The following is a 25,149-nucleotide window of genomic DNA, read 5'->3' on the forward strand; positions in this document are numbered from 1 at the left end:
ATGACCACCACCGTGGCCGATCCGGCCCGTCCTGAACGGCCGAGCGCCGTCACCACCCGGCAGCTCGCCCGCTCCACCGCCGCCCGGCAGCGGCGCAGCGCCCGGATCAAGCTGTGGGCCGGAGCCGTCTGCACCGCGCTGGTCGCCCTGCCGGTGGCCCTGGCGAGCCTGCTGCCGCTGCCGGACCCGAACGCCCAGGACCTGTCCCGGCGCCGGCTGGCCCCGTTCACCGACGGGCACCTCTTCGGCACCGACCAGCTCGGCCGCGACCTGCTGTCCCGTCTGCTGCACGGCGGTCAGGTGTCGCTGTCGGTCGGCATCCTCGCGGTCATCGTCTCCGGTCTCATCGGGATCGCGGCGGGCTCGACGGCCGGCTACTTCGGGGGCTGGGTCGACGCGGTCGTCAGCCGGTTCCTCGAAGCCCAGCTGGCGCTGCCCCTGCTGATGATGCTGCTGCTCGTGGTCGCGCTCTTCGGCCCGTCGGTCACCGTCATCACCTGCGTGATCGCCGTCGCCCAGTGGCCCGAGGTCGCCCGGCTGACCCGCTCCCTGGTCCTCGTGGAACGCGAGAAACCGTACGTGGCGGCGGCCCGGCTGCTCGGGATGCGCAGTTGGTCCGTGCTGGCCCGGCACATCGTGCCCAACATCGTGCGCCCCGCGAGCCTGGTGATCCTGTTGCTGCTCGCCCAGGCCGTGCTCCTGGAGAGCGCGCTGAGCTTCCTGGGCGCCGGACCGCAGCGGCCGTTCGCCACCTGGGGCCGCATCATCTCCGACGGCCAGGACTACATCACCACCTCCTGGTGGCTGGTCACCCTCCCCGGCCTGGTCATCGCCCTCCTCGTGGTCGGCGTCAACCTCCTCGGCGACGGCCTGCGCGACCGCGTCCGTACGACGAAGCCGACCAAGCTCGCGAAGGGAGCCTGAGTCATGACCTCTCCGGCTCGCGACCCGCTGCTGGAGGTCGAGGACCTCCAGATCGAACTGGTCACCCACCGCGGGGTCGTCCGCGCCGTCGACGGCGTCAGCTTCACCGTCGGACGTGGCGAGACGGTCACCCTCATCGGCGAGTCCGGCTCCGGCAAGTCCACCACCGCGATGGGCGTGCTGCGGCTGCTGCCCGAGGGACTCGCCGTGCTGTCCGGTGCCGCCCGTATCGGCGGCGAGGACGTCGTCGCCGACCCTGACGCGGCCCGTCGGGCACGCGGCCGCACGGTGTCCCTGATCCCGCAGGACCCGATGACCGCCCTGAGTCCCGTCCACACCGTCGGCCGGCAGCTCGGCGACGCCCTGCGGCTGCGCCACCCCGAGCTGTCCCGGGCCGAAGCGCGGGAACGCGGCACCCAACTCCTCGACCAGGTACGGATCACCAAGCCCGAGACCCGCTGGAAGGCGTACCCGCACCAGTTCTCCGGCGGCATGCTGCAGCGCATCCTCATCGCCATCGCCCTGGCCGCCGAACCGCGGCTGCTGGTCGCCGACGAACCCACCTCCGCCCTGGACGCCACCGTCCAGGCGAGCATCCTTGACCTGCTCATGGACCTCCAGGAACGCACCGGCGTCGGCATGCTGATGATCACCCACGACCTCGGCGTCGCCCGTCTGGTGTCCGACCGCATCCACGTCATGAAGGAGGGCCGGTTCGTGGAGTCGGGGCCGGCCGAGCAGATCGTCGAGCGGCCCGCGCACGCGTACACCCGCAAGCTGCTCGCGGCCGTCCCGAGCCTCGGGCCCTGGGACGAGGACGGGCTCACCGACCACACCCCGTTGGGAGCCGCACGATGAGCCGTCCGGCAGCACAGTCCCCGTTCCTCGACGTCGAGGACCTCGTCGTCGACTACTCCACCCCGGCCGGCCCCGTACGCGCCGTGGACCACGTCAGTTTCGGCGTGCCGCGCGGCGGGTCGCTCGCGGTCGTCGGCGAGTCGGGCTGCGGCAAGTCGACCCTGGCCCGCGCGATCGTACGGCTGCTGAAGCCGGCGGCCGGACGGCTCGTGCTGGACGGCACCGACCTCGCCACGCTGTCCGAGCGACGGCTGCGGCCACTGCGGCGCCGGGTGCAGATGGTCTTCCAGGACCCGTACGGCTCCCTCGACCCGCATCTGACCGCCGAGGAGATCGTGGCGGAACCGCTGCGCCTGGCCGGCGTGCGGGACAAGGGCGAACGTCGTCGCCGCGCCGGCGAGTTGCTCGACCGCGTCGGGCTGCCGACCACGGCACGGGAGCGCCGGCCGGCCGAGTTCTCCGGTGGGCAGCGGCAGCGTATCGGCATCGCCCGTGCCCTGGCCTCCGAGCCGGATCTCCTGGTGTGCGACGAGGCCACCTCCGCCCTCGACGTGTCCGTGCAGGCCCAAGTCCTCGATCTGCTAAGGGAGTTGCAGGCGGAGACCGGCATCACGTACATCGTCATCGCCCACCACCTCGGCGTGGTGAGTGAGATCAGCGACGATGTCGTCGTACTGAAGGCGGGACGGGTCGTCGAGAGCGGTCCCACCGCGGCCGTGCTCTCCTCGCCCGCCGACCCCTACACCCGCGCGCTGCGGCGCGCCGCACTGGACCCCACGGCGATCCGGGGGCTCAAACCCCGCGCGGCCGCGGCCCCGGCCGCGGCGGCCGTCTCATCGGAAGGAACCGGCAAGTGACCACCGGCATCGAACTGCCGAACGTACCCGTGCCCCTGTCCCGTCTCGTGCTCGGCACCATGACCTTCGGCGACACCGTCGACCATAAGGGCGCGGCGGACATGCTCGCGGTGGCGCTGGACGCCGGTGTCACCGGCGTGGACACCGCCAACGGCTACGCGGGCGGAGAGAGCGAGCGCATCCTCGCCGAGCTGCTGCCCGCCCACCGCGACCGGATCGTGCTCGCCACCAAGGCCGGCATCCCGCACCCCGACCAGGGCGACCACGCCCCGCTGTCCGCGGCCGGGCTGCGGGCCGCCCTGGAGGGCAGCCTCAAGCGCCTGGGCACCGACCACGTCGACCTGTTCTATCTGCACCAGCCCGACCGGGCCACGCCGCCGGCCGAAACCCTCGCCACGGTCGCCGAGTTCGTGGCCGAGGGCAAGGTCCGCGCGCTCGGCGTCTCCAACTTCGCCGCCTGGCAGATCGCCGAGCTGGTGCGGGTCGCCGACGAGGTGGGCGCGCCGCGTCCGGTCGTGGCCCAGCAGCTGCACAACCTGCTCGCGCGCCGGATCGAGGAGGAGTACGTCGAGTACGCCGCCGTGACCGGTCTGCGCACCATGGTCTACAACCCGCTCGGCGGGGGCCTCCTCACCGGCCGCCACCGGTTCGAGCAGGCCCCGGACGCCGGCCGGTTCGGCGACTCCCGGCTCGCGGAGATGTACCGGGCCCGGTACTGGGACGAGCGCCTCTTCGACGCCGTCGCCGAGCTGACCCGGATCGCCGGCGAGGCCGGGCTGCCGCTCACCGAACTGGCCCTGCGCTGGCTGCTCGACCGGGACTCCACCGACGCCCTGCTGCTCGGCGGCTCCCGCACCGAACACCTGCGCGCCAACATCGCCGCCGCCCAGGCGGGTCCCCTGCCCGCCGACGTGACCGCCGCCTGCGACGCGGTCGGCGCCGCGCTGCGCGGCCCCATGCCCGCCTACAACCGCTGAACTCCCCCGCTGCGAAGGAACGCCCACCCATGACCCCGGCAGAGTTCACCACCGCCCTGCGCGCCCGCGAGCAACTCCTCGGCTACTGGAGCCTGTTGGACGCGCCCGTGGCCACCGAACGCATCGCCCGGCTCGGCTACGACTACGTCGCCCTGGACGCCCAGCACGGCCTGTTCGGCTACTCCGGCATGCTCAACAACCTGCTCGCGATCGACTGCAAAGGCTCCACCGCCGTCGGCCTGGTTCGGGTGGAGGCCAACGATCCGGCGCCGATCGGCCGGGCCCTGGACGCCGGCGCGACCGGAGTGATCGTGCCGCTGATCGACACCGCCACGCAGGCCGCCGAGGCCGTCGCCGCCGTCCGCTACCCGCCGCACGGCCGGCGCTCCTACGGCCCGATGCGCTCGGCCCTGCGAATCGGCCCCGACCCGGCCGACACGCACGACGCCACCGTCGTCCTCGCCATGATCGAGACGGCGGAGGGCCTCGCCAACGTCGCGGAGATCTGCGCGACGCCGGGCCTGGACGGCGTCTACGTCGGCCCCTCCGACCTGCGTATCGCGCTGGGCGGTGCCACCTCCACCGACCCGGCCCTGGCCGACACCTTCGAGGCCGCGCTCGTCACGATCCGCGAGGCGGCCGCGGGCGCGGGCATCGCCGCCGGCATCCACAACCCGGACGGGCCGAGCGCCGCCAAGCGCCTGGCCGAGGGCTTCACCTTCGCGACCGTCGCCTGCGACCTGGTCCACCTGGAGCAGGCCGCCCGCCACCATCTGACCTCGGCCCGCACCCCTGGAGCTACGCAGTGACGACCGCACTCCTCGACGCCTACGACCGCACCGACACCACCCTGCCCGCGCCGACGGTGCAGAGCCACGCGGCCAACCTCACCGTCCTGCCCGGCGGCGACCTCGGCTGCGTCTGGTTCGGCGGCACACAGGAGGGCATGGCCGACATCGCCGTGTGGTTCTCCCGGCTCGCGCCCGGCGCCACGACCTGGACCGACCCGGTCCGGCTCTCGGAGGACCCCACCCGCTCCGAGCAGAACCCCATCCTCTTCCCCACGCCCTCCGGCGCCCTGTGGCTGCTGCACACCGCCCAGCGGGGCGGCGACCAGGACACGGCGGAGGTACGACTGCGCGTCAGCCACGACGGCGGCACCACCTGGGACACGACCCGCACCCTGTTCCCGGCGACACCCGCGAACGGCGGCGTCTTCGTCCGCCAGCCCCCGGTCGTCCTGCCCACCGGCCGTCTCCTGCTGCCCGTCTTCCGCTGCGTGGTCACCCCCGGCGTGAAGTGGTCCGGCGACCTCGACACCAGCGCCGTGATGATCAGCGACGACGGGGGCACGACCTGGCGCGAGGAGTCCGTGCCCGGCTCCACGGGCCTGGTCCACATGAACGTCCACCGGCTGCCCGACGGCTCGTTGTGCGCCCTGTTCCGCAGCCGCCGCGCGGACCACGTCCACCGCTCCCTGTCAGTGGACGACGGAGACACCTGGAGCGAGCCCGAGCCGCTCGACCTGCCGAACAACAACTCATCGATCCAGTACGTCCCGTTGACCGACGGCCGACTGGCCCTCGTCTACAACCACAGCAGCGCCGCCGACGCCACCGACCGCCGCGTCTCCCTCTACGACGAGATCGACGACACGGGCGGGCTCGCCGACGGCAACGCCTCCGCCGCCTCGACGACCGCCACGGTCCAGCAGGCCGCCCCCTCCGCCGCGTTCTGGGGAGCACCACGTGCCCCGCTCAGCCTCGCCCTGTCCATCGACGGCGGCCACACCTGGCCGCTGCGCGCCGACCTCGTGACCGGCGACGGCCACTGCCTCACCAACAACTCCCGCGACGGCCTCAACCGCGAGCTGTCGTACCCCTCGATCACGCAGACCCCCGACGGCGCCCTGCACATCGCCTACACCCACCACCGCAAGGTCATCCGCCACATCCGGCTCACCCCTCGGAGGCGCTGATCAGCGGCCCATGCCGGCGGGCACGAGGGTGCGGTGAATCGGTCCCGTGCCGTGGGACAACGGCAGGCCGGTGGCCTGGTTGGCGTGGGAGATGATCTCCGCGGTGATGGAGACGGCTGTCTCCTCGGGTGTGCGGGCGCCGAGGTCGAGCCCGATCGGTGAGCGCAGCCGGGCCAGTCGCACCTCGGACACACCGGCTTCGCGGAGGCGGTGCAGGCGTTCGTCGTGGGTGCGCCGGGATCCCATCGCGCCGACGTAGCCGACGGGTAGGTTCAGAGCCAGTCGCAGCAGGGGGATGTCGAACTTGGCGTCGTGGGTGAGGACGCAGACGGCGGTGCGGGCGTCCACATGCGTGCGTTCGAGGTATCGGTGGGGCCAGTCGACCACGACCTCGTCCGCGTGCGGGAAGCGGGCACGCGTGGCGAAGACCGGGCGGGCGTCGCAGACGGTGACGTGGTAGCCGAGAAAGTGCCCGGCCTGGCTGAGGGCCGCGGCGAAGTCGACGGCGCCGAAGATCAGCATGCGCGGGCGGGACGCGTGGACATGGACGAGGACGGACAGCCTCTCGGGGCAGGTGCCCGCGTCGCCGCCGACCTCGACGCGGGCGGTACGTCCGGCCCGTAGAAGGGCACCCGTCTGTGCCGTAACCGCCCGGTCGACCTCCCCGTCGTCCAGGGTTCCGTGGGCTACGTCGCCGTCGCCGAGGAGGCACAAGGTGAGGCCGAGGAGTTCCTCGGGACCGTCGACGACCTGTGCCACGGCTGTGGGCCTGCCCCGTCGGACCTCTTCGAAGGCGGTGGCAAGGTGGGGCCGCGCTGCGGGGTCGACGCGCTGGACGAGGACGTCGAGTTCGCCGCCGCAGGTCAGCCCGACGGCGAAGGCGTCGTCGTCGGAGTAGCCGAACCAGGCGCGCTGGGGCGGACCCCCGTCCTTGAGGACCTGCTGGCACAGCTCGTAGACGGCGCCCTCGACACAGCCGCCGGAGATGCTGCCGACCGCGTTGCCGTCCATGTCCACGGCGACCGACGTACCGACCGGCAGAGGTGCGCTGCCGTGCACGTCGACCACGGTGGCCAGGGCGAAGGGGCGTGCCTCGCGGCACCAACTGTGCAGTGTGTCCGCGATGTTGAACATGGGCCTGTCTCCGTGGGTATGGGGAAGAGCCGCCGCCGCGCTCGACGGGGGCGCGGACGCGGCGGCGGCCCGGCTCAGATGAACGCCTCCGCTGTGATGGGCAACTCGCGGATACGGCGACCGGTGGCGTTGTGGACCGCGTTGGCCATGGCGGGCGCCACCCCGACCTGGACGATCTCTCCGATGCCCTTCACGCCGAGCGGGTCGGCGTCGGGGTCCTCGCCCTCCAGGTAGATGGCCCTGAGGTCGGGGATGTCGGCGTTGACCGGGACCAGGTAGTCGGCGAGGCTCGCGTTGACGATACGACCGTCGCGGTGGTCGGTGACCGTGTGTTCCAGCAGGGCCTGGCCGATGCCGCCGACCATGCCGCCCAGCGCCTGGCTGTCCGCCAGCTTGGGGCTGACGATGCGGCCCACGTCGTACACGCCGAGCATCCGCCGCACCCGTACCAGGCCGAGGGTGGCGTCGACGCCGACCTCGGTGAAGACCGCCCCGTAGGAGAAGTACGAGTGGCGCGCGGGCTCCGGCGCCCCGGCGTACGCGCCGTCGGCTTCGAGGTGGGTGAGCTCGTTGCGGGTCAGCAACCGCTGGTAGGTCTCGCCGCGCGTGGGGTTGCCCTGCACGTGCAGCCGGCCGGCGCGCACGACGACGTCCCCGGCCTCGACGCCGTACAGCGGCGACTCCTCGTCCTCGACGGCCAGCTTGATGGCCTGGCCGCGGACCTTGTTGCAGGCGTCGAGGACGGCGGAGCCGACGACGGTCATGGTCATCGAGCCGCCGTGCGGCGGGGTCGGCGGGTAGAGGGAGTCGCCGAGGCGGAAGGTCACCGTGCGCATGGTCAGCCCGAGCGCGTCGGCGGCGACCTGGGTCTGGGAGGTGTAGGTGCCCGGCCCCATGTCGATGGTGGCCGCTTCGGCGACCGCCGTGCCGTCCGCGTCCAGGCGGACCCGGGCCTGCGCGGGGAAACGCCCGGGGTCGTACACGGCCGCCGCCATGCCCATTCCGACCAGCCAGTCCCCGTCCCGCGTCGAGCGGGGCTCGGGGTTGCGACGGTCCCAGCCGAACTCCCGGGCGCCCACGCTGTAGCACTCGCGCAGCTTGCGGGTGGACCAGGGCAGGCCGTTCGACTCGTCCTCCGCCGGCTCGTTGCGCAGCCGCAGCTCGATCGGATCGACACCGAGCCGGTTGGCGAGCTCGTCCATGGCCGACTCGATGACGAAGGACGCGTTCGCGAAACCGGGGCCCCGCATATACAGCGGTGTGTTCACGTCCAGCGGCATCTTGCGGTACGCCTGGCTGACGTTGGGCATGCTGTAGAACATCTGGCCGGCGAGCATGATGGCCTCTTCGAACTTCTCGTACGACGAGGTCTCCGCGTCCATCTCGTGCACCATGGCCGCCAGCCGGCCCCGCCGGTCGCTGCCGAGGCGCAGCCGGTAGTCGTAGGAGGGCCGGAAGCCGGTGCCGAAGTACATCTGACGGCGGGTCAGGACGACCTTGACGGGACGCTTCATCTCGCGGGCGGCCAGTGCGGCGACCACGGTGTGCGGCCAGCAGCGCAGCCCGCTGCCGAAGCCGCCGCCGACGAACGGCGAGATGACCCGCACCGACTTCATGGGCAGGTCGAACACCGTGGAGAGTTCGGTCTGGGTGCCCACCACCCACTGGGTCTTGTCCCACACGGTCAGCTTGTCGCCGTTCCAGCGGGCGATGGTGGCGTGCGGTTCCATGGGGTTCTGGTGGTTGCGCGCCATGCGGTAGGTCAGGTCCATCCGCACCGCGGCGTCGCGCAGTCCGGCGGCGGCGTCACCGCGCGCGTACCTGGTCGGCTCGTCCGGCTTCGCCTCGGCCAGTTCGGTCGAGGGCTTCTTCGCGTCGTAGCGCACCTCGACCAGGCTCGCGCCGTGCTGCGCGGCCTCCAGGGTGGTGGCGACGACGACGGCGACCGGCTGGCCGTGGAAGAGGACCTTGTCGTCCTGGAAGACGCGCAGCCGCCGGCCCTGCGGGTTGTTCGACCCGGGGTTGTCGAGGTACGGCAGCTTCGGCGCGTTGCGGTGATGGATCACACGCAGCACGCCGGGGTGGGCGAGCGCGGCGTCCGTGTCGATGGACGTGATGCGGCCGAGGCCGACGCTGCTGTCGACGATGACCGCGTGCAGGACACCCTTCACGTCGTGCTCGGCGGCGTACCGGGCCTGACCGGTGACCTTCAGCCGGCCGTCCACCCGGGACAGCGGGGCGCCGACGGCGGCCTGGGGCTGGGGACTCACTTCGTACCTCCCACGACGCGCAGCTGGCGCTCGACGGTCCGCTTGAGCAACTCGGGCTTGAACCGGTTGTGTTGCAGGGGGCGTGCCCCGTCGGCCGCCTTGTCCGCGGCGGCTGTCCACAGGGCCGCCGAGGGGCGTTCGCCGACCAGGTGCCGCTCGACGGCCGGCAGTTTCCAGGGCACGGTGCCGACGCCTCCGGCGGCGACCTTGGCCTCGCGGATCACTCCGCCGCGGATGTGCAGGGCGACGGCCGCCGAGGTGAGCGCGAACTCGTAGGACTGCCGGTCGCGCACCTTCAGATAGCCCGACCGCAGCGGACGCGGAAGCGCCGGGATCTCGACCGCGGTGATCAACTCGCCCTGTCGGACGGCCTGTTCACGGTTGGGGGTGCTGCCGGGCCGTAGCAGGAAGTCCGCGAAGCGGAGACGGCGCTCCCCGTCCGGGCCCAGCAGGTGCACGGTCGCCTCCAGGGCGGCGAAGGCCACGGCCACGTCGGACGGGTGGGTGGCCACGCAGGCGTCGGAGGTGCCGAGGATCGCGTGAGTGCGGTTGTGGCCCTTCAGCGCGGCGCAGCCCGAGCCCGGCTCGCGCTTGTTGCAGTCGGCGGTCACGTCACGGAAGTAGGTGCAGCGGGTGCGCTGCATGATGTTCCCGCCGATGGTCGCCATGTTGCGGAGCTGGGCGGACGCGCTCAGCTCCAGCGACTCGGAGATGACCGGATACAGCGCGCGCACTTTGGGGTGTGCGGCGGTCTCGGCCATGGTCACCAGCGCGCCGATCCGCAGGCCACCACCCTGGGTGGCTCTGACCTCGCGCAGCGGAAGCCCGCTGATGTCGACCAGGGTCTCGGGGCGCTCCACGGTTTCGCGCATCAGGTCGACGAGGGTGGTGCCCCCGGCGATGTAACGGCCGCCGTGGCGACCGGCGTCGAGGGCCTCGCGCGTGTCGGAGGCGCGGGTGTAGGAGAAGGGATGCATGGCGGCCGCACCTCTACTTCCGGCCGGCGGTCTGTTCGACCGCGCGGGTGATTTTCACGTAGCAGCCGCAGCGGCAGATGTTGCCGCTCATCCACTCCCGGATCTCCTCCGGGGAGCCGGTGTGACCCTCCTGGATGCAGCCGACGCCGGACATGATCTGGCCGGGCGTGCAGTAGCCGCACTGGAAGGCGTCCTCGTCGATGAACGCCTGCTGCAGCGGGTGCAGTCGGTCGCCGTCGGACAGGCCCTCGATCGTGGTGACCTCGGCGCCCTCAAGGCGCACCGCGAGCGTCAGACAGGCGTTGACCCGCCGCCCGTCGACCAGCACCGTGCACGCACCGCACGCACCGGCGTTGCAGCCCTTCTTGGAGCCGGTGAGCTCGAAGTGCTCGCGCAGCAGGTCCAGCAGCGAGGTGCGGTTGTCGACCGTCACCGTCCGCCGGGTGCCGTTCACCGTCAGGGACACACGGCTGGCGGGCGCCGCGGCGGCCGCCGCCTCCTCCGAGCCGAGAAGGAAGGACCCTCCGATCACGCCGCCCGCGACGGCGACGCCACCGACCGCGGTGGTGGTGGCGATGAAGGTCCGCCGCGTGGGTGCCGAGGGGGACTCGTCCGGTTCGGTGGGGGGTGGGACAGCAGACACAGAGTCAGTGGACATAGGTACGCCTTCGCGTCAATGGGCGGATCGGCCGCAACGGCGGCAGGGCGGGAGGAGAGCTCGTCAGCTGGAGAACTCGTCAGCTGAAGAGCGCGTCAGCTGTTGACGAGGACCTTGAGGGTCTTGCGGTCGGCCATGTCCTGGTATCCGGCCGGGACGCCGTCGAGGGTGGTGGAGACGTCGAAGACCTTGCCCGGCTCGATGGCCCCGCTGAGGATGTCGGGCAGCAGTACCTTGATGTAGGCGCGCACCGGCGCCGGACCGCCGGCCAGGCGGATGTTGCGGCGGAACAGGCTGCCGAAGCCGATCGGCGCCTCCTCGTACTGCGGGACGCCGACCCGGCTGATCACGCCGCCGGGACGGACGATGCCGACGGCCTGCTCGTAGGCGGGCATGTTGCCGACGCACTCCAGGACCACGTGCGTGCCGTGCCCTCCGGTCAGCTCCCGCACCTGGGCGATGCCTTCCTCGCCCCGTGCGGAGATCACGTCGGTGGCGCCGAACTCCCGGCCGAGGTCGGTGCGCGCCTGATGACGGCCCATCAGGATGATCTGCTCGGCGCCGAGCCGCTTGGCCGACAGCACGCCCAGCAGGCCGACGGCCCCGTCGCCGATGACGGTGACACGGGTGCGCTCACTGACACCGCCCGCCACGGCGGCGTGGTAGCCGGTGCCGAACACGTCCGAGAGGGTCAGCAGGGACGGGATCAGCGCGGAGTCCGGGGCGACGGGGAGCTTGACGAGGGTGCCGTCGGCGAGCGGCACGCGCACCGCCTCGGCCTGACCGCCCTCCTCCGCCTCGCCGTCCCAGAAGTTCGCCTGGGCGTGGGCGCAGGAGGTGTGCAGGCCCTCGCGGCAGAACGCGCAGGTGTTGTCCGAGATGGCGAAGGGTGCGACGACGAGGTCGCCGCGCTTGACGGTGGTCACCTCGGAGCCGGTGTCCTCGACGACGCCGATGAACTCGTGCCCCATCCTGGCCGGGCCGTCGTCCGGCTTCATCGAGGCGTACGGCCACAGGTCGCTGCCGCAGACGCAGGAGGCGGTGACACGGACCAGCGCGTCGGTGGGGTGCTTGACGACGGAGTCCGGGACGTCCTCGACACGGACGTCGCCGGCGCCGTACATGAGGGTTGCTCGCATGAGGTGTTCTCCGATGGTGGTACGTGATGCGGGTCTTCGTCGGCGCGGAGGAAGGGCGTGCCCTGCTCACGCTCCGGGGCACGCCACCAACGCCACAACGGACTGCGTTACAGCGGTCGACCCCACCCAACCGGCCTCGCCACGCCGGAGGAAGGTCGTGTTTATGGGGGGTATAACCTCAACCCCCCAAGCGGCGGCCAGCCGGACACGGAAACCGGCCCGCAGCCCGATCCGGCCCCGGCACATGGCTCTGGGACCCGCGAGGACAACCGCCTCCGCTCAGGTGTGCAACCCATGGAGCATGACGCTCAGGTAGCGGCGGCCGGACTCGAGGCGGGTCTTGTGGTCGGTGGCGTGAACCTGGGCGGCGTAGGCGGCTCCGCACATGAGCGGTCGCAGGTCTTCCCAGGTCACCAAGGCTCGTACGGTTCCTGCCGCGTGCGCGCGTTCGAGCACTCGGCCCGCCAGGGAATCCATCGCGGCGGCGAGTTCCGTGGTGCGGGGCAGCACGTGTGCGGGAGCGGAGCGCACGATCGAGATCGAGGGGTCGGTCAGCTGCGCCTCCAGCGTCGTGTCGAGGAAGTCCGCCAGCGCCTGCCAGGGGTCCTCCTCGGTCAGGGCCTGTTCCGCACGCGCGATCAACGCTTCCAGCCCGGGGGCGGCCACGGTCTCCATCAGGGCTTCCGGTGTCGGGAAGTGCCGGTAGACCGTGGCCACCCCGACCTTCGCGAGGCGGGCGACGTCGGGTCCTGGCCACCACCGCGAACAACGTCAACGGCGTCGCCATCCCCACCATGGACGGCTTCCGTACCTCCTTCCTCATCGCCGCAGGCGCCATCTCCCTCGGACTGCTCCTCGCCTTCCTCCTGCCGAGCCACCGTCCCGCGACCAAGCACCGACCTCGCGGCGTCGACATCGACGAGGAGGACACAGCCCTGCGGCCGGCCGCCTAGGGCGTGTTGCGAAAGTCCCGCCTGCCGGGCGAACGGCCACAGCCCGTCGCCCCTTCCGCACCAGCAGCAACCCAGCCCCAGGCGGAAACAACCGTGCGACCGGTACCGGACGAGCGGTAGCACCAGGCCACAGCCCGAGGTCCCAGGGCTCTGACCAGCTCTTTCACAGATACGCTTCCGCCTGGCAGAAGCCGCCTTGCCTCGCCGCCGCCGTCGTCAGGAACCTGTTCCCAACCACGGCACGCGGGGCGATGGCGCCCCGCCGACAGGGACGGGAACCCTCATGCCTCACATGACCGCCTTCGCAAGGAACCAGTGGTACGTCGCCGCCTACAGCCATGAGGTGGGGCGGGAGTTGCTCGGCAGGACGATCCTCGGTGAGACGCTCGTGCTGTACCGCACGGAGGAGGAGGGGACGCCGGTCGTCCTGCACGACCGGTGTGTGCACCGCCGGTACCCGCTGTCCGAGGCGCCGACCCGGCTCGACGGCGACCGGATCGTGTGCGGGTACCACGGGTTCACGTACGACACCACCGGTACGTGTGTGTACGTGCCCGGGCAGAAGCGCGTCCCGCGGACGGCCCGCGTGGCCTCCTACCCGGTCGTCGAGCAGGACTCCCTGATCTGGGTGTGGATCGGCGACCCCGCGCTCGCCGATGCGCAGAGCATCCCGCGGGCCAGGCACCTCGACTCCCCCGGCTGGGTCACCGTGCGCGGCATGGAGCCCATCGACTGCGACTACGGGCTGCTCGTCGACAACCTCCTCGACCTCTCCCACGAGACCTACCTCCACGGCGGCTACATCGGCACCCCCGAGGTCGCCGATACCCCGATCACCACCGAGGTCGACGAGGGCGCCGGCATCGTCCGGGTGAGCCGGCACATGGACGACGCCGAGTGCCCGCCGTTCTACGCCAGGTCGACCGGCATCGAGGGCCGGATCACGCGCTGGCAGGACATCGAGTACCACGCGCCCTGCCTCTACCTGCTGCACAGCCGGATCGCGCCGGTCGGTGTGCTGCCCGAGGCCGACGGCAGCGACCCGAACGGCTTCCACACCGAGATCACGTACGCCATCACCCCGTCCGGCGACGGCAAGGTGTACGACTTCTGGGCGGTCTCCCGGGACTGGGCGACGGACGACGCCGAGGTCACCGAGTTCCTGCGGGGCAACAACCACACCGTCGTCATGCAGGACGTCACCGCCCTCAACCTGCTCCAGAAGACCCTGGGCACCGAGCGCACCGGCTACCAGGAGCTGAGCATCAACATCGACACCGGCGGTCTGGCGGCCCGCCGTATCCTCGCCCGGCTGGTCGAGGAGGGCGACAAGCCCGTGGAGAAGGTCCTGTGAGCGCCGGCCCCACCGGCGAGATCTACCGCATCGACTGGCTGCCGGGCACCGACATCCTGCACGGCACCTGTCACTGCGGACGCGAGCACACCGCGCAGGACCCGATCGAGATGTGGGAGTGGATGCTCGCCCATCCGCAAGGACACCAGCCACAAGGACACCAGTCCCAGGGACAGCAGCCGCAGGGGCGGCCGCCGCAGGGCCACGAGCCGCGAGGAAACAGCTCATGACCGTGTACGAAGCCGAACTCGTCGTCGAGAGCAGGGAGTCGGCGGCCGACGGCGTGCTCGCCCTCACCCTGCGCCACCCGCTCGGCGAGGACCTGCCGGAGTGGGAGCCCGGCGCCCACATCGACGTCGTCCTCGGGCCGGAGCTGGAGCGGCAGTACTCGCTGTGCGGCGATCCGGCCGACCGGGGCGCCTGGCGGATCGCGGTGCTGCGGGAGGCGGACGGGCGCGGCGGATCGGCCCATGTGCACGAGGAGTTGGGGCTGGGTGACAAGGTGCGGGTGCGCGGGCCGCGCAACCACTTCCGGCTCGAGCCCGCTCCCCGCTACCGGTTCATCGCGGGCGGGATCGGCATCACCCCCATCCTGCCGATGCTGGCCGCGGCCGAGGCGGCGGGCGCCCAGTGGACGCTGCTGTACGGCGGCCGCACGCGCAACTCCATAGCTTTCACCGAGGAGTTGGGGCGGTACGGCGATCGGGTCACCGTCGCCCCGCAGGACGAGACCGGGCTGCTGGACCTCGCCTCCGTGCTGGAGGACCTGCCCGACGGCACGCTGGTGTACTGCTGCGGTCCCGGTCCGCTGCTGGACGCGGTCGAGGAGCGGTGCCCGGCCGAGCGGCTGCGCGTCGAGCGGTTCTCACCCAAGGAGCAACAGGCGGGTGAGAACAGCGAGTTCGAGGTCGAGCTCGCGCAGAGCGGCCGAACGGTCACCGTGCCCGCTGACGTCTCCGTGCTGGACGCCGTGCGCGCCGCCGGTGTCGAGGTGCTCTTCTCCTGCACGGAGGGCACCTGCGGGACCTGCGAGACCGATGTCCTCGACGGCACCCCGGACCATCGGGACTCCGTGCTCACGGCCGAGGAGCAGGAGAGCGGCGAGACGATGATGATCTGTGTGTCCCGGTGCCGTGGGAAGCGGCTCGTGCTGGACCTGTGATCCGGAGGTCGGCCTCGATCCGGGCCACCGCGGCCAGCAGATGCGGCAGCAGCTCCGCACGGATCGAGTCCACCGAGGTACGGCCGGCGTGCACCGCGATGTTCACGCCGGCCACCACCTCGCCGTCCGGTTCCCGCACCGGGGCCGCCACCGACCGCAGCCCCTCCTCCAACTCCTGGTCGACGACGGCGTAACCCTGCCGCCGGATGCGCCCCAGCTCCGCCCGCAGGGCGTCCGGCGCGGTGATGGTGCGCGAGGTCAGCTGCTTCAACTCGCCTGCCTCCAAGCGGAGTCGGACCTCCTCCTCCGGCAGATGGGCGAGGATGACCCGGCCCACAGACGTCACATACGCCGGGAATCGGGTGCCCACCGCGATGGCCGCCGTCATGATGCGCCGGGTCGGCACCCGTGCCACGTACACGATGTCTTCGCCGTCCAGGACGCACAGCGACGACGACTCCCGTACCTGCGCCACGAGTTGCTCCAGATGCGGCTCGGCGATCTGCGGCAGGGTGACGCTGGAGAGGTAGGAGTAGCCGAGTTCCAGGACGCGCGGGGTGAGGCGGAAGTGGCGGCCGTCCTGGTGGACGTAGCCGAGGTCGACGAGGGTGAGCAGCAGCCGGCGGGCGGCGGCGCGGGTCAGGTCGCAGGTCTGGGCGACCTCGCTGAGGGTACGGGCGGGGTGGTCGGCGTCGAAGGAGCGGATCACGGCGAGGCCGCGCTCGAAGGACCTCACGAAGTGCGGTGCGCGGTCTGCCGGAAGCATCGCCACCTCCAATGGTGTCAACAATGTTGTCGGCGAACTCATCGCCCCCCGACCGGTTGAGAACCGGTTGAGACCCCGTTGAGAACCGGTTGAGGCTTCTACCTTCCCGCAGAGCGTTCCCGCGCACTACTGTGCGCCTTGCGCACAACCTGTCGGAACACCGCTGCACCGTTGTCTGTACAGGAGGAGCCATGCGTCGTCTGTCGGCCGGTCTCACCGCCGGCGCCCTGCTGCTCGTCGCGACGGCCTGTGGCTCGTCCGACGACGGTTCGTCTCAGGCGGGCGCGTCGTCCGGCGGGGTCACCACCGTCAAGGTCGGACTCATCCCGATCGTCGATGTCGCACCGCTGTATCTCGGCCAGAAGCAGGGCTTCTTCGAAAAACAGGGCCTGAAGCTGGAGTTCACCACCGCACAGGGCGGCGCGGCGATCGTGCCGGGTGTGGCGAGCGGGCAGTTCCAGTTCGGGTTCAGCAACGTGACGTCCCTGATGGTCGCCCAGTCCAACGGCGTTCCGGTGAAGGCGGTCGCCAACGCCATCGCGTCGACCGGCGTGTCGGGCAAGGACTTCGGCGCCCTCATGGTCAAGAAGGGCAGCCCGCTGAAGTCGCCGAAGGAGCTTGAGGGCAAGAAGGTCGCCATCAACACGCTGAAGAACATCAACGAGACCGCCGTACGCGAGTCGGTGCGCAAGGCCGGCGGCGATCCCGACAAGGTGAACTTCGTCGAGCTGGCCTTCGACCAGATGCCGGCCGCCCTCGACCAGAGTCAGATCGACGCCGCCATGGTCGTGGAGCCGGCGACCGCCACCATCAAGAGCCAGGACGGCGTCGAGATCGCCTCACCCCTGGTGGACGTCGCCCCGAATCTCACCGTGGCCATGTACTTCGCGTCCACGCAGTACGCGCAGCAGAACCCGGAGGTGGTGAAGAAGTTCCAGGACGCCACCGCCGAGTCCCTCGCCTACGCCGACGCCCACCCGGACGAGGCCCGCCAGATCATCACGACGTACACGAAGATCCCGGCGGACGTGCTGGCCAAGGTCACCCTTCCGAAGTGGCCGGCCGAGGCGAACCGGTCGTCCATCGAGGCCCTGATGAAGCTCGGTGAGACGGACGGCCTCTTCAAGAAGACGCCCGACCTGGACGCGCTCCTGCCGTGAGGGGCGGGCATGTCGCACTCGGTGCGGCCGGGCTCGCGGCCTTCCTCGCCCTGGGCGAGGCGGCGCCGCGGCTCGGCCTGGTCAAGGAGGCCTATGTCCCGCCGACGAGCCGGATCGCCGAAGCACTCGTGGACGAGGCCGCCGACACCGCCTTCTGGAGCGCGCTCGGCGACACCCTCACCGGCTGGGCGCTGGGCCTGGCCATCGCGGTCTGCGCCGGTGTCGTCGTGGGCGTGGCCGTCTCGGTGGTGCCGTATCTGCGCGAGGCGACGGCGTCCACGATCGAGTTCCTGCGCCCCATCCCCTCCGTGGCGCTGATCCCGCTGGCGGTACTGCTCTACGGCACCGAACTGAAGTCGGTGCTCCTGCTGGTGGTGTACGCCAGCTTCTGGCAGGTGCTGATCCAGACGCTGTACGGCGTCCAGGACGTCGACCCGGTCGCCGAGGAGACGGCCCGCAGCTACGGCCTCGGCACCTGGGCGCGGGTCCGCCATGTGCTGTGGCCGACGGCCCTGCCGTACGTCATGACCGGGGTGCGGCTCGCCGCGGCCGTGGCGCTGATCCTTGCGATCACGGCCGAACTGGTCATCGGTGCCCCGGGGTTGGGCCGGCAGATCGCGGTGGCGCAGACCTCTCAGGCGGTGCCGGAGATGTACGCGCTGATCGTGGTCGCGGGGCTGCTGGGGCTGCTCATCAACGTCGGCGCGCGGACGGTGGAGCGGCGGGCGCTGGCCTGGCACCAGTCGGTGCGCGGGGAGGTGGCGGTGTGATCGGGCGCCTGCTGCTGAGGCTGCTCTTCGTCGTCGCGCTGCCCGCGGTGCTGGTCGCCGTGTGGTGGGCGGCGTCGAACGGCAGCACGGACCCCTTCTGGCCGCCGCTGCGAACGATCCTCGACACCTTCCCGGACGTCTGGACCGCCGACCGTCTGCGCACGGACGTCGTACCGAGCCTCCTGCGCCTCCTGGGCGGCTACGCGCTGGCCGCGGCGGTCGGGGTCGCGCTCGGCACGGTCATCGGCTCCTACCGCCGGGTGCGCGCGGTGTGCGAGCCGGTCCTGGAGTTCCTGCGGGCCGTGCCGCCGCCCGTGCTGGTGCCGGTCATCATGCTGTTCGCGGGCATCGGCGACACGATGAAGATCGTCGTGATCGCGAGCGGCTGTGTCTGGCCGATCCTGCTCAACACCGTGGAGGGCGTGCGCGCGGTCGACTCGGTGATGCTGGAGACGGCCCGCTCGTACGGTGTCACCGGGTTCGCCCGGCTGCGCCATCTGGTGCTGCGCTCGGCGAGTCCGCAGATCTTCGCCGGGCTGCGCCAGGCCCTCTCGATCGGCATCATCCTCATGGTCATCAGCGAGATGTTCGCCGCGAACAACGGCATCGGCTTCACCGTCGTGCAGTTCCAACGCAGCTTCGCCATCCCCGACATGTGGACCGGCATCCTCGTCCTCGGCCTGCTCGGCTTCCTGCTCTCCGTCGTCTTCCAGCTGGTCGAGCGCCGGGTGCTCGGCTGGTACCGCGGCCTGCGCGCGACCACCCGGCGGTCTTGAGTGAACACCGTGAAGGGGCGGGTCATGCTCGACGTACGCGGCCTGAAGAAGGTCTACGAGGGTTCCGGGCGGCGGGTGGAGGCAGTGCGCGACCTCACCTTCACCGTCGACGCGGGCGAACTGGTCTGTCTCGTCGGCCCGTCCGGCTGCGGCAAGACGACCCTGCTGAAGTGCATGGGCGGGCTGCTCACGCCGACGAGCGGCGAAGTGCTCCTGGAGGGGCGGAAGGTGAGCGGTCCGCCGCCCGGGATGGCGTTCGTCTTCCAGGAGTACGGACGCAGCCTGTTCCCCTGGATGCGGGTCGGCGACAACGTCGAACTCCCGCTGAAGCAGAAGGACTTGAGCAAGGCGCGTCGCCGGGAGCTGGTGCGCGACGCGCTGGAGTCGGTCGGGCTGACGGATGCCGTGGGGGCGTATCCGTGGCAGCTGTCCGGCGGGATGCAGCAGCGGGTCGCCATCGCCCGCGCGCTCGCGTACGAGCCCCGTGTGCTGCTGATGGACGAGCCGTTCGCGGCCGTGGACGCGCAGACGCGGGCCGATCTGGAGGATCTGGTCCGGGGGCTGTGGCGGGACCGCGGCATCACGATCCTGTTCGTCACGCACGACATCGACGAGGCGGTGTACCTGGGCGAGCGGGTCCTCGTCCTGTCCGCCTCCCCCACCGTCGTCCAGGAGCAGCTGAAGGTCGATCTGCCCGCCGAGCGCGACCAGCTGCACACCCGCGTGGACCCGCGCTTCGCCGAACTGCGCACCCATGTGTACGAGCAGATCCAGGCGGCGAAGCGCGGGGTCGTGCGGGACGCGGTCACGAAGTCGGATACACCTCCACCTCACTGAACTGGCCCGCCGGCCATCCGGTGTTGGCGCTGACCGACAGCCGCAGACAGCGCAGGCTGGTGCCGCCGGGCAGGGATACGGTGGCCGTGTTGCCGGTGGCCGGGTCGAAGCGGTAGCCGGTGGCGCCCACGACCGTCGAGTAGGTGGAGCCGTCGGTGCTGCCCAGCACGGTCACGGTCTGGGTGCGCGCTCCCCACGCCGAGGAAGGCGGCAGCTTCAGCACCAGTCGCCGGACCGCCTCGGTCGAGCCGAGGTCGACCGTCAGCGCCTGCGGGAAGGCGTTGTTGGTGGACTCCCAGTAGGTGTTGGCGTCACCGTCGACCGCCTTGCCCGGGGTGTAGACGTCCTGCGATCCGGTGGCGGTGGCCGGACGGCCCTTGGCGAGGTTGCGGTTCGGATCCGGGTCGGGGTTGCCCTGGCCGGGCTGGGGCCAGGTCGAGCAGTCGGACCAGGTGCTGCTCCAGCCGGAGTTGCCGCCGCCGTCGGTGAGGGTGAAGGTGCCGGAGCCGGCCGGGTAGGGGCAGTTGTAGACGCCCGCCGCGCCGACGCCGGTCGCCGCGACGTTGCGGAAAGTGGCTGCGCCCTGCGTCTCGGCCTGGACGACGACCGTACCGGTGTCACGCACGGTGGCGCCGTCGACGGTGATGTTCTTCGCCGCGAAACCGCGACCGCTGCCCGACACGAACTCGAAGGCGCTGTACGGGCTGTCGATGACGGTGGTGTCGGTGATCCGGACGTTGGCCTCGATGGCGCTGTCGTAGGAGTCGACGCGCAGGGCGCCCATCGGGTGGTTCCAGTTGGGGTTCATCGCGCCCGTGCGGACGAGTGTGTTGCCGTCGACCGTGATCGTGCCGGCCAGCGGGTGGAAGGGGTCGAGGAACTTCTGGTTGGAGATCGCGATGCCGCTGCCGAGGGCGTTGGTGTCGGCGATCAGGTTGTCCTTGACGGTGATGTCGGTGCCGCCGTAGATCGCGATGCCGTTGGCGAGGTTCGGCTGGGTGATCGTGTTGTTCTCGAAGCTGCTGTTCGTGTCCGGCGCGTACAGCGACCACATGGCGAGGGCGTCGTCGCCCTGGTTGCGCAGGAAGTTGTGGCGGACGCGCACGCCGCGTGCGTTGCCGTTGAGGTTGAGTCCGTCGGCGGTCATGTCGAGGAACCGGTTGTTCTCGACGACGAGGTTGTCGTTGTCGCCCATCAGCCAGAGGCCGACCTTGAGGTGCTGGAGCCACATGCCGGAGACGGAACTGTTCGGCCCGAGCGAGCCGTTGACGAAGTTGTCGGGGTTGGAGTCGACGCGCTCGGTGACCTCGCCGATGACCGCGAAGTCCTTGATGTGGACGTCGCCGGTCGAGCTCGACTGGTCGATGAAGCGGGAGGTGCGCACGACGGAGTGCCAGTGGCCGGCGCCCTGGAGGGTGACGTTCTGGACGCCGTTCAGGGACGAGGTGAGCCGGTACTCCCCCGGTGGGATCCAGACCACGCCGCCCCGTGCCGCGGCGATGGCGTCCCGGAAGGCCTGCGTGGAGTCGCCCTGGCCGCTCGGGTCGGCGCCCTTGGAGGTGACGGACACCGATCCGGCGGGCTGCGCGGCGGGCCCGGCGGCCTGCTCGAAGTCGGCGACGTCGACGGTGACCTGGACGCCGGTCGCCTCGACGGCGATCTTGTCCCCTGCCTGCACATCGCGGCCCAGCAGCAGCCGGGCGTTGTCGTAGAAGTGGTGGCTCTTGGCGCCCGGGATCCACGGGGTGTCCACGTACGAGTACTTGGACGTCACGAGGATGGTCCGGTCGAGCCGGGTGCCGTTGACGTACACGTTCAGCGAGCCGGACCGGCCGTCGGGGACGCTGTAGGCGACGTTCACCGCGTTGGCCGCGCGCGGCACGGTGAACTCGACGCGCCGGCCGGAGTCGAGCCGTACCGCCTGGCGGCCCGAGGCCTCGGAGGCGAGGGTGCCCTGGGTGTGGTCGGGGCCGATCCTCGTGCCCGTGGTGGTGGCGGACTCCGCTTCGACGGAGGTGAAGGGGAGGGTGGCGCCGGCCGCCGCCCGGGCCGTGGGGGCGGCCGCGGTGAGCAGGCCCGCCGCCAGAGCGGCGACCATTATGGCTGGCATGACCCTGACAGTCCTGGATCTGTAGGTGTGCATGTGCTGGTCCCTTCGACAGTGGGGGGTGCGGTCTCAGGCGCGCAGCCAGACCGCGGTGTCCTTCGGCAGCCTCCCTTCCGTGTCCAATGGCGCGCTGCTGACGAGGAGTTCGGTGTGCGCGGGCAGGTCGCTCGGCTGGTCGGCGAGGTTCACCAGGCACAGCGCGCCGTCGCCGCGGCGGAAGGCGAGGATCCCCTCCGGGGCGGGCAGCCAGGTCAGCGGGCCCTTCCCGAAGACGGGGCGCAGGCGAATCGCCGTGCGGTAGAGGCTGAGCATCGAGCCGGGGTCCGCGGCCTGGCCGCCGGCGGCGTACGACGGCCAGTCGGCCGGCTGCGGCAGCCAGGGCTCGCCGCCGAATCCGGCGTACGGCTCGCCCGCCACCCAGGGCAGCGGCACCCGGCAGCCGTCGCGGCCCGGGTCGGTGCCGCCGGAGCGGGCGTGCATCGGGTCCTGGACGCGGTCGCGCGGGATGTCGGCCTCGGGCAGGCCCAGTTCCTCGCCCTGGTAGAGATAGACGGCGCCGGGGAGGGCGAGGGAGAGCAGGGCTGCGGCGCGGGCCCGTCGGGTGCCGAGGGCGAGGTCGGTCGGTGTGCCGAAGGCCTTGGTGGCGAAGTCGAAGGCGGTGTCCTCGCGGCCGTACCGGGTGACCGTGCGGGTCACGTCGTGGTTGCACAGCACCCAGGTGGCGGGCGCGCCGACGGGGGCGTGCTCGGCGAGGGTGTCGTCGATGGAGGCACGCAGGCGCCGGGCGTCCCACGGGCAGGACAGGAAGGCGAAGTTGAAGGCGGTGTGGAGTTCGTCGGGGCGCAGGTAGCGGGCGAAGCGTTCGGGGTCGGGGAGCCAGACCTCGCCGACGAAGATGCCGCCGTACTCGTCCGCGATGGCGCGCCAGGAGCGGTAGATGTCGTGGAGTTCGTCGCGGTCGACGTAGGGGTGCGGGTCACGGCCTTCGACGAAGTCGGGCAGGCGGGGGTCCTTGGCGAGGAGGGCGGCGGAGTCGACGCGGACGCCGGCGACACCGCGTTCGAACCAGAAGCGTAGGATGTCCTCGTGTTCGCGCCGGACGGCGGGGTGGGCCCAGTTGAGGTCGGGCTGTTCGGGGGCGAAGAGGTGGAGGTACCAGGTGCCGTCGGGGAGCCGGGTCCAGGCGGGGCCGCCGAACTCGGAGCGCCAGTCGTTGGGCGGCCGGTCGCCGCGGCCGGCCCGGAAGTGGAACAGCTCCCGTTCCGCTCCGCCTTTCAGCGCCGCCCGGAACCAGGGGTGCTGGTCCGAGACATGGTTGGGCACGATGTCGGCGATCGTGCGCATGCCGAGCTCCCGCGCCTCCGCGATGAGTTTCTCCGCCTCGGCGAGGGTGCCGAACGCCGGGTCGATGGCACGGTAGTCGGCGACGTCGTAGCCGCCGTCCTTCATCGGTGAGACGTACCAGGGGGTGAACCACAGCGCGTCCACTCCGAGTTCGGCGAGATACGGCAGCCTGGCGCGCACGCCGGCGAGATCGCCGGTACCGTCGCCGTCACCGTCCGCGAAGCTGCGGACGTAGACCTGGTAGATGACGGCGTTGCGCCACCAGTCCGGGCGGTTGCGGGCAGGGGTGGGCTGGGCCACGGTGCATCCTTTCTGTCGGGGCAGGTCAGGGCGTCAGCCCTTCGTGCCGCCCGCGCCGATCCCGGCGATGATGTGCCGCTGGAAGACCAGGAACATCGCGACCATGGGGATGCCGGCGATCACCATCGCGGCGATGAGCACGGTCAGCGGGACGTTCTGCGACAACTGGACGAGCGCCACGCTGATCGGCTGTTTTTCGGTGTCCGAGAAGACCATCAGCGGCCACAGGAAGTCCTGCCACACGGCCACCAGGGCGAAGATCGACACCACGCCGAGGACAGGCCGGGACATCGGCAGCACGACGGACCACAGAATGCGCAGCTTCCCGGCGCCGTCGAGCTCGGCGGCCTGGAGGACATCGCGCGGGAGCTGGTCGAAGAACCGCTTCAGCAGATAGAGGTTGAAGGCGTTGGCGACGGCCGGCAGCCAGATGGCGAGGGGGTCGTTGAGCAGTCCGAGGTCCGCCACGGTCAGGTACTTCGGCACGACCAGCGCCTGGGCCGGCACCATCAGAGTGGCGAGGATGCCGCCGAGGACGAGGTTGCCGAAGACGGGCCGCAGCTTGGACAGCGCGTAGGCGGCGGCCGTGCAGAACACGATCTGGAACAGCCAGGCGCCGGTGGCCTGGACGACCGTGTTCCCCAGGTGGGTCGGCAGCCGCATCAGGTCCCAGGCGTCCGTGTATCCGCTGAGCCGCCACTGCTCCGGCACGACGGTGGGCGGGGTCCGCGTCACCTCGTCCGGTGACTTCATCGCGCCCGTCACCATCCAGTAGACGGGGAAGAGGAAGGCCAGTGTGAACAGCAGGACGGTGCCGGTGAGGACGGACCAGTACACGGCCTTGCCGCGCGGGCGGGCCAGGGCCGCCGGGGAGACGAGCGTCCGGGTGCTCATACGTCCTCCCCCGACGTGCGCGTCAGCCGCAGATATACGGCGGAGAAGGCGCCGAGGAGCGCGAGCAGCAGGACGCTGAGGGCGCAGGCGCCGCCGAAGTCGTTGTAGAGGAAGGCGTACTTGTAGATCAGGTAGAGGACGGTCACCGTGGCGTTCTCGGGGCCGCCGCCCGTGATCACGAACGGTTCGGTGAAGACCTGCATCGTGGCGATGATCTGAAGGAGCATCAGCATCAGGATCACGAAGCGGGTCTGCGGGACGGTGACGTGCCGGATGCGTTGCAGGAGGTTCGCGCCGTCGAGTTCGGCGGCCTCGTACAGCTCGCCGGGGATGGACTGGAGCGCGGCGAGGTAGATGAGGACGGTGCCGCCCATGTTGGCCCAGGTGGCCACGATGACAAGGGAGATGAGTGCGGTGTCGGCGCCGTTGGACCAGTTCGAGGTGGGCAGGTGCAGGAAACGCAGCGCCTCGTTGGCCAGGCCGGTGCCGGGGTCGTAGAACCACTTCCACAGCAGGGCGCTGACCACCGGCGGAATCATCACGGGCAGATAGACGACGACCCGGAAGAACGCCTTCGCGTGCCGCAGTTCATTCAGCACCAGGGCGAGTACGAAGGGGATCGCGAAGCCGATCAGCAGGGCGAGCAGCGTGAAGGTGAGGGTGTTTCGCCAGGCCGCCGCGAACTCCGGGTCGGCGAAGACGCGGGTGAAGTTGGCGATGCCGACCCATTCGGGGTCGCTGCCGGGCGTGTACTTCTGGAAGGCGATCACGACGGCACGGATCGCCGGGTACCAGGAGAACAGGGCGAAGCAGACGAGGCCGCCGAGGAGGAAGCCGTAGGCGCGCATCTGGTCGGTGAGGCGGCGCCGCCTCCGGTCCCCTGCCGGGGGCGGCGCCTGCATGGGGCGGACCTCGACCTTCGCCACGGTCCGTCGCTGAGCCGTCTCGGTCATG

25 protein-coding genes are annotated in these 25,149 nt (G+C 71.1%); 14 read left to right on the forward strand and 11 right to left on the reverse strand.

All coding sequences use genetic code 11. The features are described 5' to 3' along the window. Genes L0P92_RS05100 through L0P92_RS05125 form a run of 6 tightly spaced genes read left to right on the forward strand, consistent with a single transcriptional unit; the run spans position 1 to position 5,594 of the window. Positions 1-924, forward strand: coding sequence for an ABC transporter permease (locus L0P92_RS05100; RefSeq protein WP_234761289.1), 924 nt, complete (start codon positions 1-3; stop codon positions 922-924). Between the two features lie 3 nt (positions 925-927). Beyond that, on the forward strand, positions 928-1,782 hold the full coding sequence (locus L0P92_RS05105; RefSeq protein ID WP_234761290.1) for an ABC transporter ATP-binding protein: 855 nt from the start codon (positions 928-930) through the stop codon (positions 1,780-1,782). Further along, positions 1,779-2,639: an ATP-binding cassette domain-containing protein gene (locus L0P92_RS05110; protein ID WP_234761291.1), complete on the forward strand. Its 861-nt coding sequence runs from the start codon at positions 1,779-1,781 to the stop codon at positions 2,637-2,639. The genes L0P92_RS05105 and L0P92_RS05110 overlap by 4 nt, the downstream gene beginning before the upstream one ends. Further along, positions 2,636-3,616 carry an aldo/keto reductase gene (locus L0P92_RS05115; RefSeq protein ID WP_234761292.1) on the forward strand — a complete coding sequence of 327 codons (981 nt, stop codon included), beginning with the start codon at positions 2,636-2,638 and terminating at the stop codon, positions 3,614-3,616. The genes L0P92_RS05110 and L0P92_RS05115 overlap by 4 nt, the downstream gene beginning before the upstream one ends. A 29-nt stretch (positions 3,617-3,645) precedes the next feature. Further along, positions 3,646-4,425 (forward strand): HpcH/HpaI aldolase family protein, encoded by a 780-nt coding sequence (locus tag L0P92_RS05120; RefSeq protein WP_234761293.1) that lies wholly within the window; start codon positions 3,646-3,648, stop codon positions 4,423-4,425. Then, a complete protein-coding gene (locus L0P92_RS05125; protein ID WP_234761294.1) occupies positions 4,422-5,594 on the forward strand; it encodes a sialidase family protein in 1,173 nt (390 codons plus the stop codon). The genes L0P92_RS05120 and L0P92_RS05125 overlap by 4 nt, the downstream gene beginning before the upstream one ends. Here the strand turns inward: L0P92_RS05125 and L0P92_RS05130 are convergent, their stop codons facing one another. The 6 genes from L0P92_RS05130 to L0P92_RS05155 all read right to left on the reverse strand — a co-directional run bounded on the left by L0P92_RS05130 (position 5,595) and on the right by L0P92_RS05155 (position 12,489). Further along, positions 5,595-6,728: an XdhC family protein gene (locus L0P92_RS05130; protein ID WP_234761295.1), complete on the reverse strand. Its 1,134-nt coding sequence runs from the start codon at positions 6,726-6,728 to the stop codon at positions 5,595-5,597. It lies immediately after the preceding gene. Positions 6,729-6,802: 74 nt separating this feature from the next. Next, positions 6,803-8,998 (reverse strand): xanthine dehydrogenase family protein molybdopterin-binding subunit, encoded by a 2,196-nt coding sequence (locus L0P92_RS05135; RefSeq protein WP_234761296.1) that lies wholly within the window; start codon positions 8,996-8,998, stop codon positions 6,803-6,805. Further along, positions 8,995-9,975, reverse strand: coding sequence for an FAD binding domain-containing protein (locus tag L0P92_RS05140; protein ID WP_234761297.1), 981 nt, complete (start codon positions 9,973-9,975; stop codon positions 8,995-8,997). The genes L0P92_RS05135 and L0P92_RS05140 overlap by 4 nt, the downstream gene beginning before the upstream one ends. A 13-nt stretch (positions 9,976-9,988) precedes the next feature. After that, on the reverse strand, positions 9,989-10,633 hold the full coding sequence (locus tag L0P92_RS05145; RefSeq protein WP_234761298.1) for a (2Fe-2S)-binding protein: 645 nt from the start codon (positions 10,631-10,633) through the stop codon (positions 9,989-9,991). A 95-nt stretch (positions 10,634-10,728) separates the two neighbouring features. After that, positions 10,729-11,772, reverse strand: a complete 1,044-nt coding sequence (locus L0P92_RS05150; RefSeq protein WP_234761299.1) for a zinc-binding dehydrogenase — start codon at positions 11,770-11,772, stop codon at positions 10,729-10,731. A 279-nt stretch (positions 11,773-12,051) separates the two neighbouring features. After that, a complete protein-coding gene (locus tag L0P92_RS05155; RefSeq protein ID WP_234761358.1) occupies positions 12,052-12,489 on the reverse strand; it encodes a TetR/AcrR family transcriptional regulator in 438 nt (145 codons plus the stop codon). A 77-nt stretch (positions 12,490-12,566) separates the two neighbouring features. Between L0P92_RS05155 and L0P92_RS05160 the strand changes: the two genes are divergently transcribed. The 4 genes from L0P92_RS05160 to L0P92_RS05175 all read left to right on the forward strand — a co-directional run bounded on the left by L0P92_RS05160 (position 12,567) and on the right by L0P92_RS05175 (position 15,241). Further along, positions 12,567-12,725, forward strand: coding sequence for a hypothetical protein (locus tag L0P92_RS05160; protein ID WP_234761359.1), 159 nt, complete (start codon positions 12,567-12,569; stop codon positions 12,723-12,725). Between the two features lie 283 nt (positions 12,726-13,008). After that, positions 13,009-14,079, forward strand: coding sequence for a Rieske 2Fe-2S domain-containing protein (locus tag L0P92_RS05165; protein WP_234761300.1), 1,071 nt, complete (start codon positions 13,009-13,011; stop codon positions 14,077-14,079). Continuing rightward, on the forward strand, positions 14,076-14,309 hold the full coding sequence (locus L0P92_RS05170) for a hypothetical protein (protein WP_234761301.1): 234 nt from the start codon (positions 14,076-14,078) through the stop codon (positions 14,307-14,309). Before L0P92_RS05165 ends, L0P92_RS05170 begins: the two co-directional genes overlap by 4 nt. After that, positions 14,306-15,241 carry a PDR/VanB family oxidoreductase gene (locus L0P92_RS05175; RefSeq protein WP_234761302.1) on the forward strand — a complete coding sequence of 312 codons (936 nt, stop codon included), beginning with the start codon at positions 14,306-14,308 and terminating at the stop codon, positions 15,239-15,241. Before L0P92_RS05170 ends, L0P92_RS05175 begins: the two co-directional genes overlap by 4 nt. On the opposite strand, the gene L0P92_RS05180 is transcribed toward L0P92_RS05175, so the two are convergent. Then, positions 15,156-16,007 (reverse strand): IclR family transcriptional regulator domain-containing protein, encoded by an 852-nt coding sequence (locus tag L0P92_RS05180; protein ID WP_234761303.1) that lies wholly within the window; start codon positions 16,005-16,007, stop codon positions 15,156-15,158. The two genes, L0P92_RS05175 and L0P92_RS05180, sit on opposite strands and share 86 nt — an antisense overlap. A 191-nt stretch (positions 16,008-16,198) precedes the next feature. On the opposite strand from L0P92_RS05180, the gene L0P92_RS05185 reads away from it, so the two are divergent. Genes L0P92_RS05185 through L0P92_RS05200 form a run of 4 tightly spaced genes read left to right on the forward strand, consistent with a single transcriptional unit; the run spans position 16,199 to position 19,550 of the window. Continuing rightward, positions 16,199-17,167, forward strand: a complete 969-nt coding sequence (locus L0P92_RS05185) for an ABC transporter substrate-binding protein (protein ID WP_234761304.1) — start codon at positions 16,199-16,201, stop codon at positions 17,165-17,167. Further along, entirely contained in the window at positions 17,164-17,937 is a 774-nt protein-coding gene (locus L0P92_RS05190; protein WP_234761305.1) for an ABC transporter permease, read from the forward strand. Before L0P92_RS05185 ends, L0P92_RS05190 begins: the two co-directional genes overlap by 4 nt. Next, the gene (locus L0P92_RS05195; RefSeq protein WP_234761351.1) at positions 17,937-18,713 is read left to right on the forward strand and encodes an ABC transporter permease; all 777 of its coding nucleotides are present in this window, start codon (positions 17,937-17,939) and stop codon (positions 18,711-18,713) included. The genes L0P92_RS05190 and L0P92_RS05195 overlap by 1 nt, the downstream gene beginning before the upstream one ends. 24 nt (positions 18,714-18,737) lie before the next feature. Beyond that, complete coding sequence (locus L0P92_RS05200; protein WP_234761306.1) at positions 18,738-19,550, forward strand: ABC transporter ATP-binding protein; 813 nt, start codon at positions 18,738-18,740, stop codon at positions 19,548-19,550. Here L0P92_RS05200 and L0P92_RS05205 read toward each other — a convergent pair. From L0P92_RS05205 to L0P92_RS05220, 4 genes are read right to left on the reverse strand one after another with little or no spacing between them, the layout of a single operon-like run. Continuing rightward, positions 19,519-21,693 carry a discoidin domain-containing protein gene (locus L0P92_RS05205; protein WP_234761307.1) on the reverse strand — a complete coding sequence of 725 codons (2,175 nt, stop codon included), beginning with the start codon at positions 21,691-21,693 and terminating at the stop codon, positions 19,519-19,521. The genes L0P92_RS05200 and L0P92_RS05205 overlap by 32 nt on opposite strands. Before the next feature lie 33 nt (positions 21,694-21,726). Then, a complete protein-coding gene (locus L0P92_RS05210; RefSeq protein ID WP_234761308.1) occupies positions 21,727-23,301 on the reverse strand; it encodes a glycoside hydrolase family 13 protein in 1,575 nt (524 codons plus the stop codon). Positions 23,302-23,334: 33 nt separating this feature from the next. Then, positions 23,335-24,195, reverse strand: coding sequence for a carbohydrate ABC transporter permease (locus tag L0P92_RS05215; protein ID WP_234761309.1), 861 nt, complete (start codon positions 24,193-24,195; stop codon positions 23,335-23,337). Then, on the reverse strand, positions 24,192-25,148 hold the full coding sequence (locus L0P92_RS05220; RefSeq protein ID WP_234761310.1) for a carbohydrate ABC transporter permease: 957 nt from the start codon (positions 25,146-25,148) through the stop codon (positions 24,192-24,194). The genes L0P92_RS05215 and L0P92_RS05220 overlap by 4 nt, the downstream gene beginning before the upstream one ends. Between the last annotated feature and the right edge of the window lies 1 nt (position 25,149).

The sequence above is a fragment of the Streptomyces muensis genome (assembly GCF_021474425.1).
GTDB classification, from domain to species: Bacteria; Actinomycetota; Actinomycetes; order Streptomycetales; family Streptomycetaceae; genus Streptomyces; species Streptomyces muensis.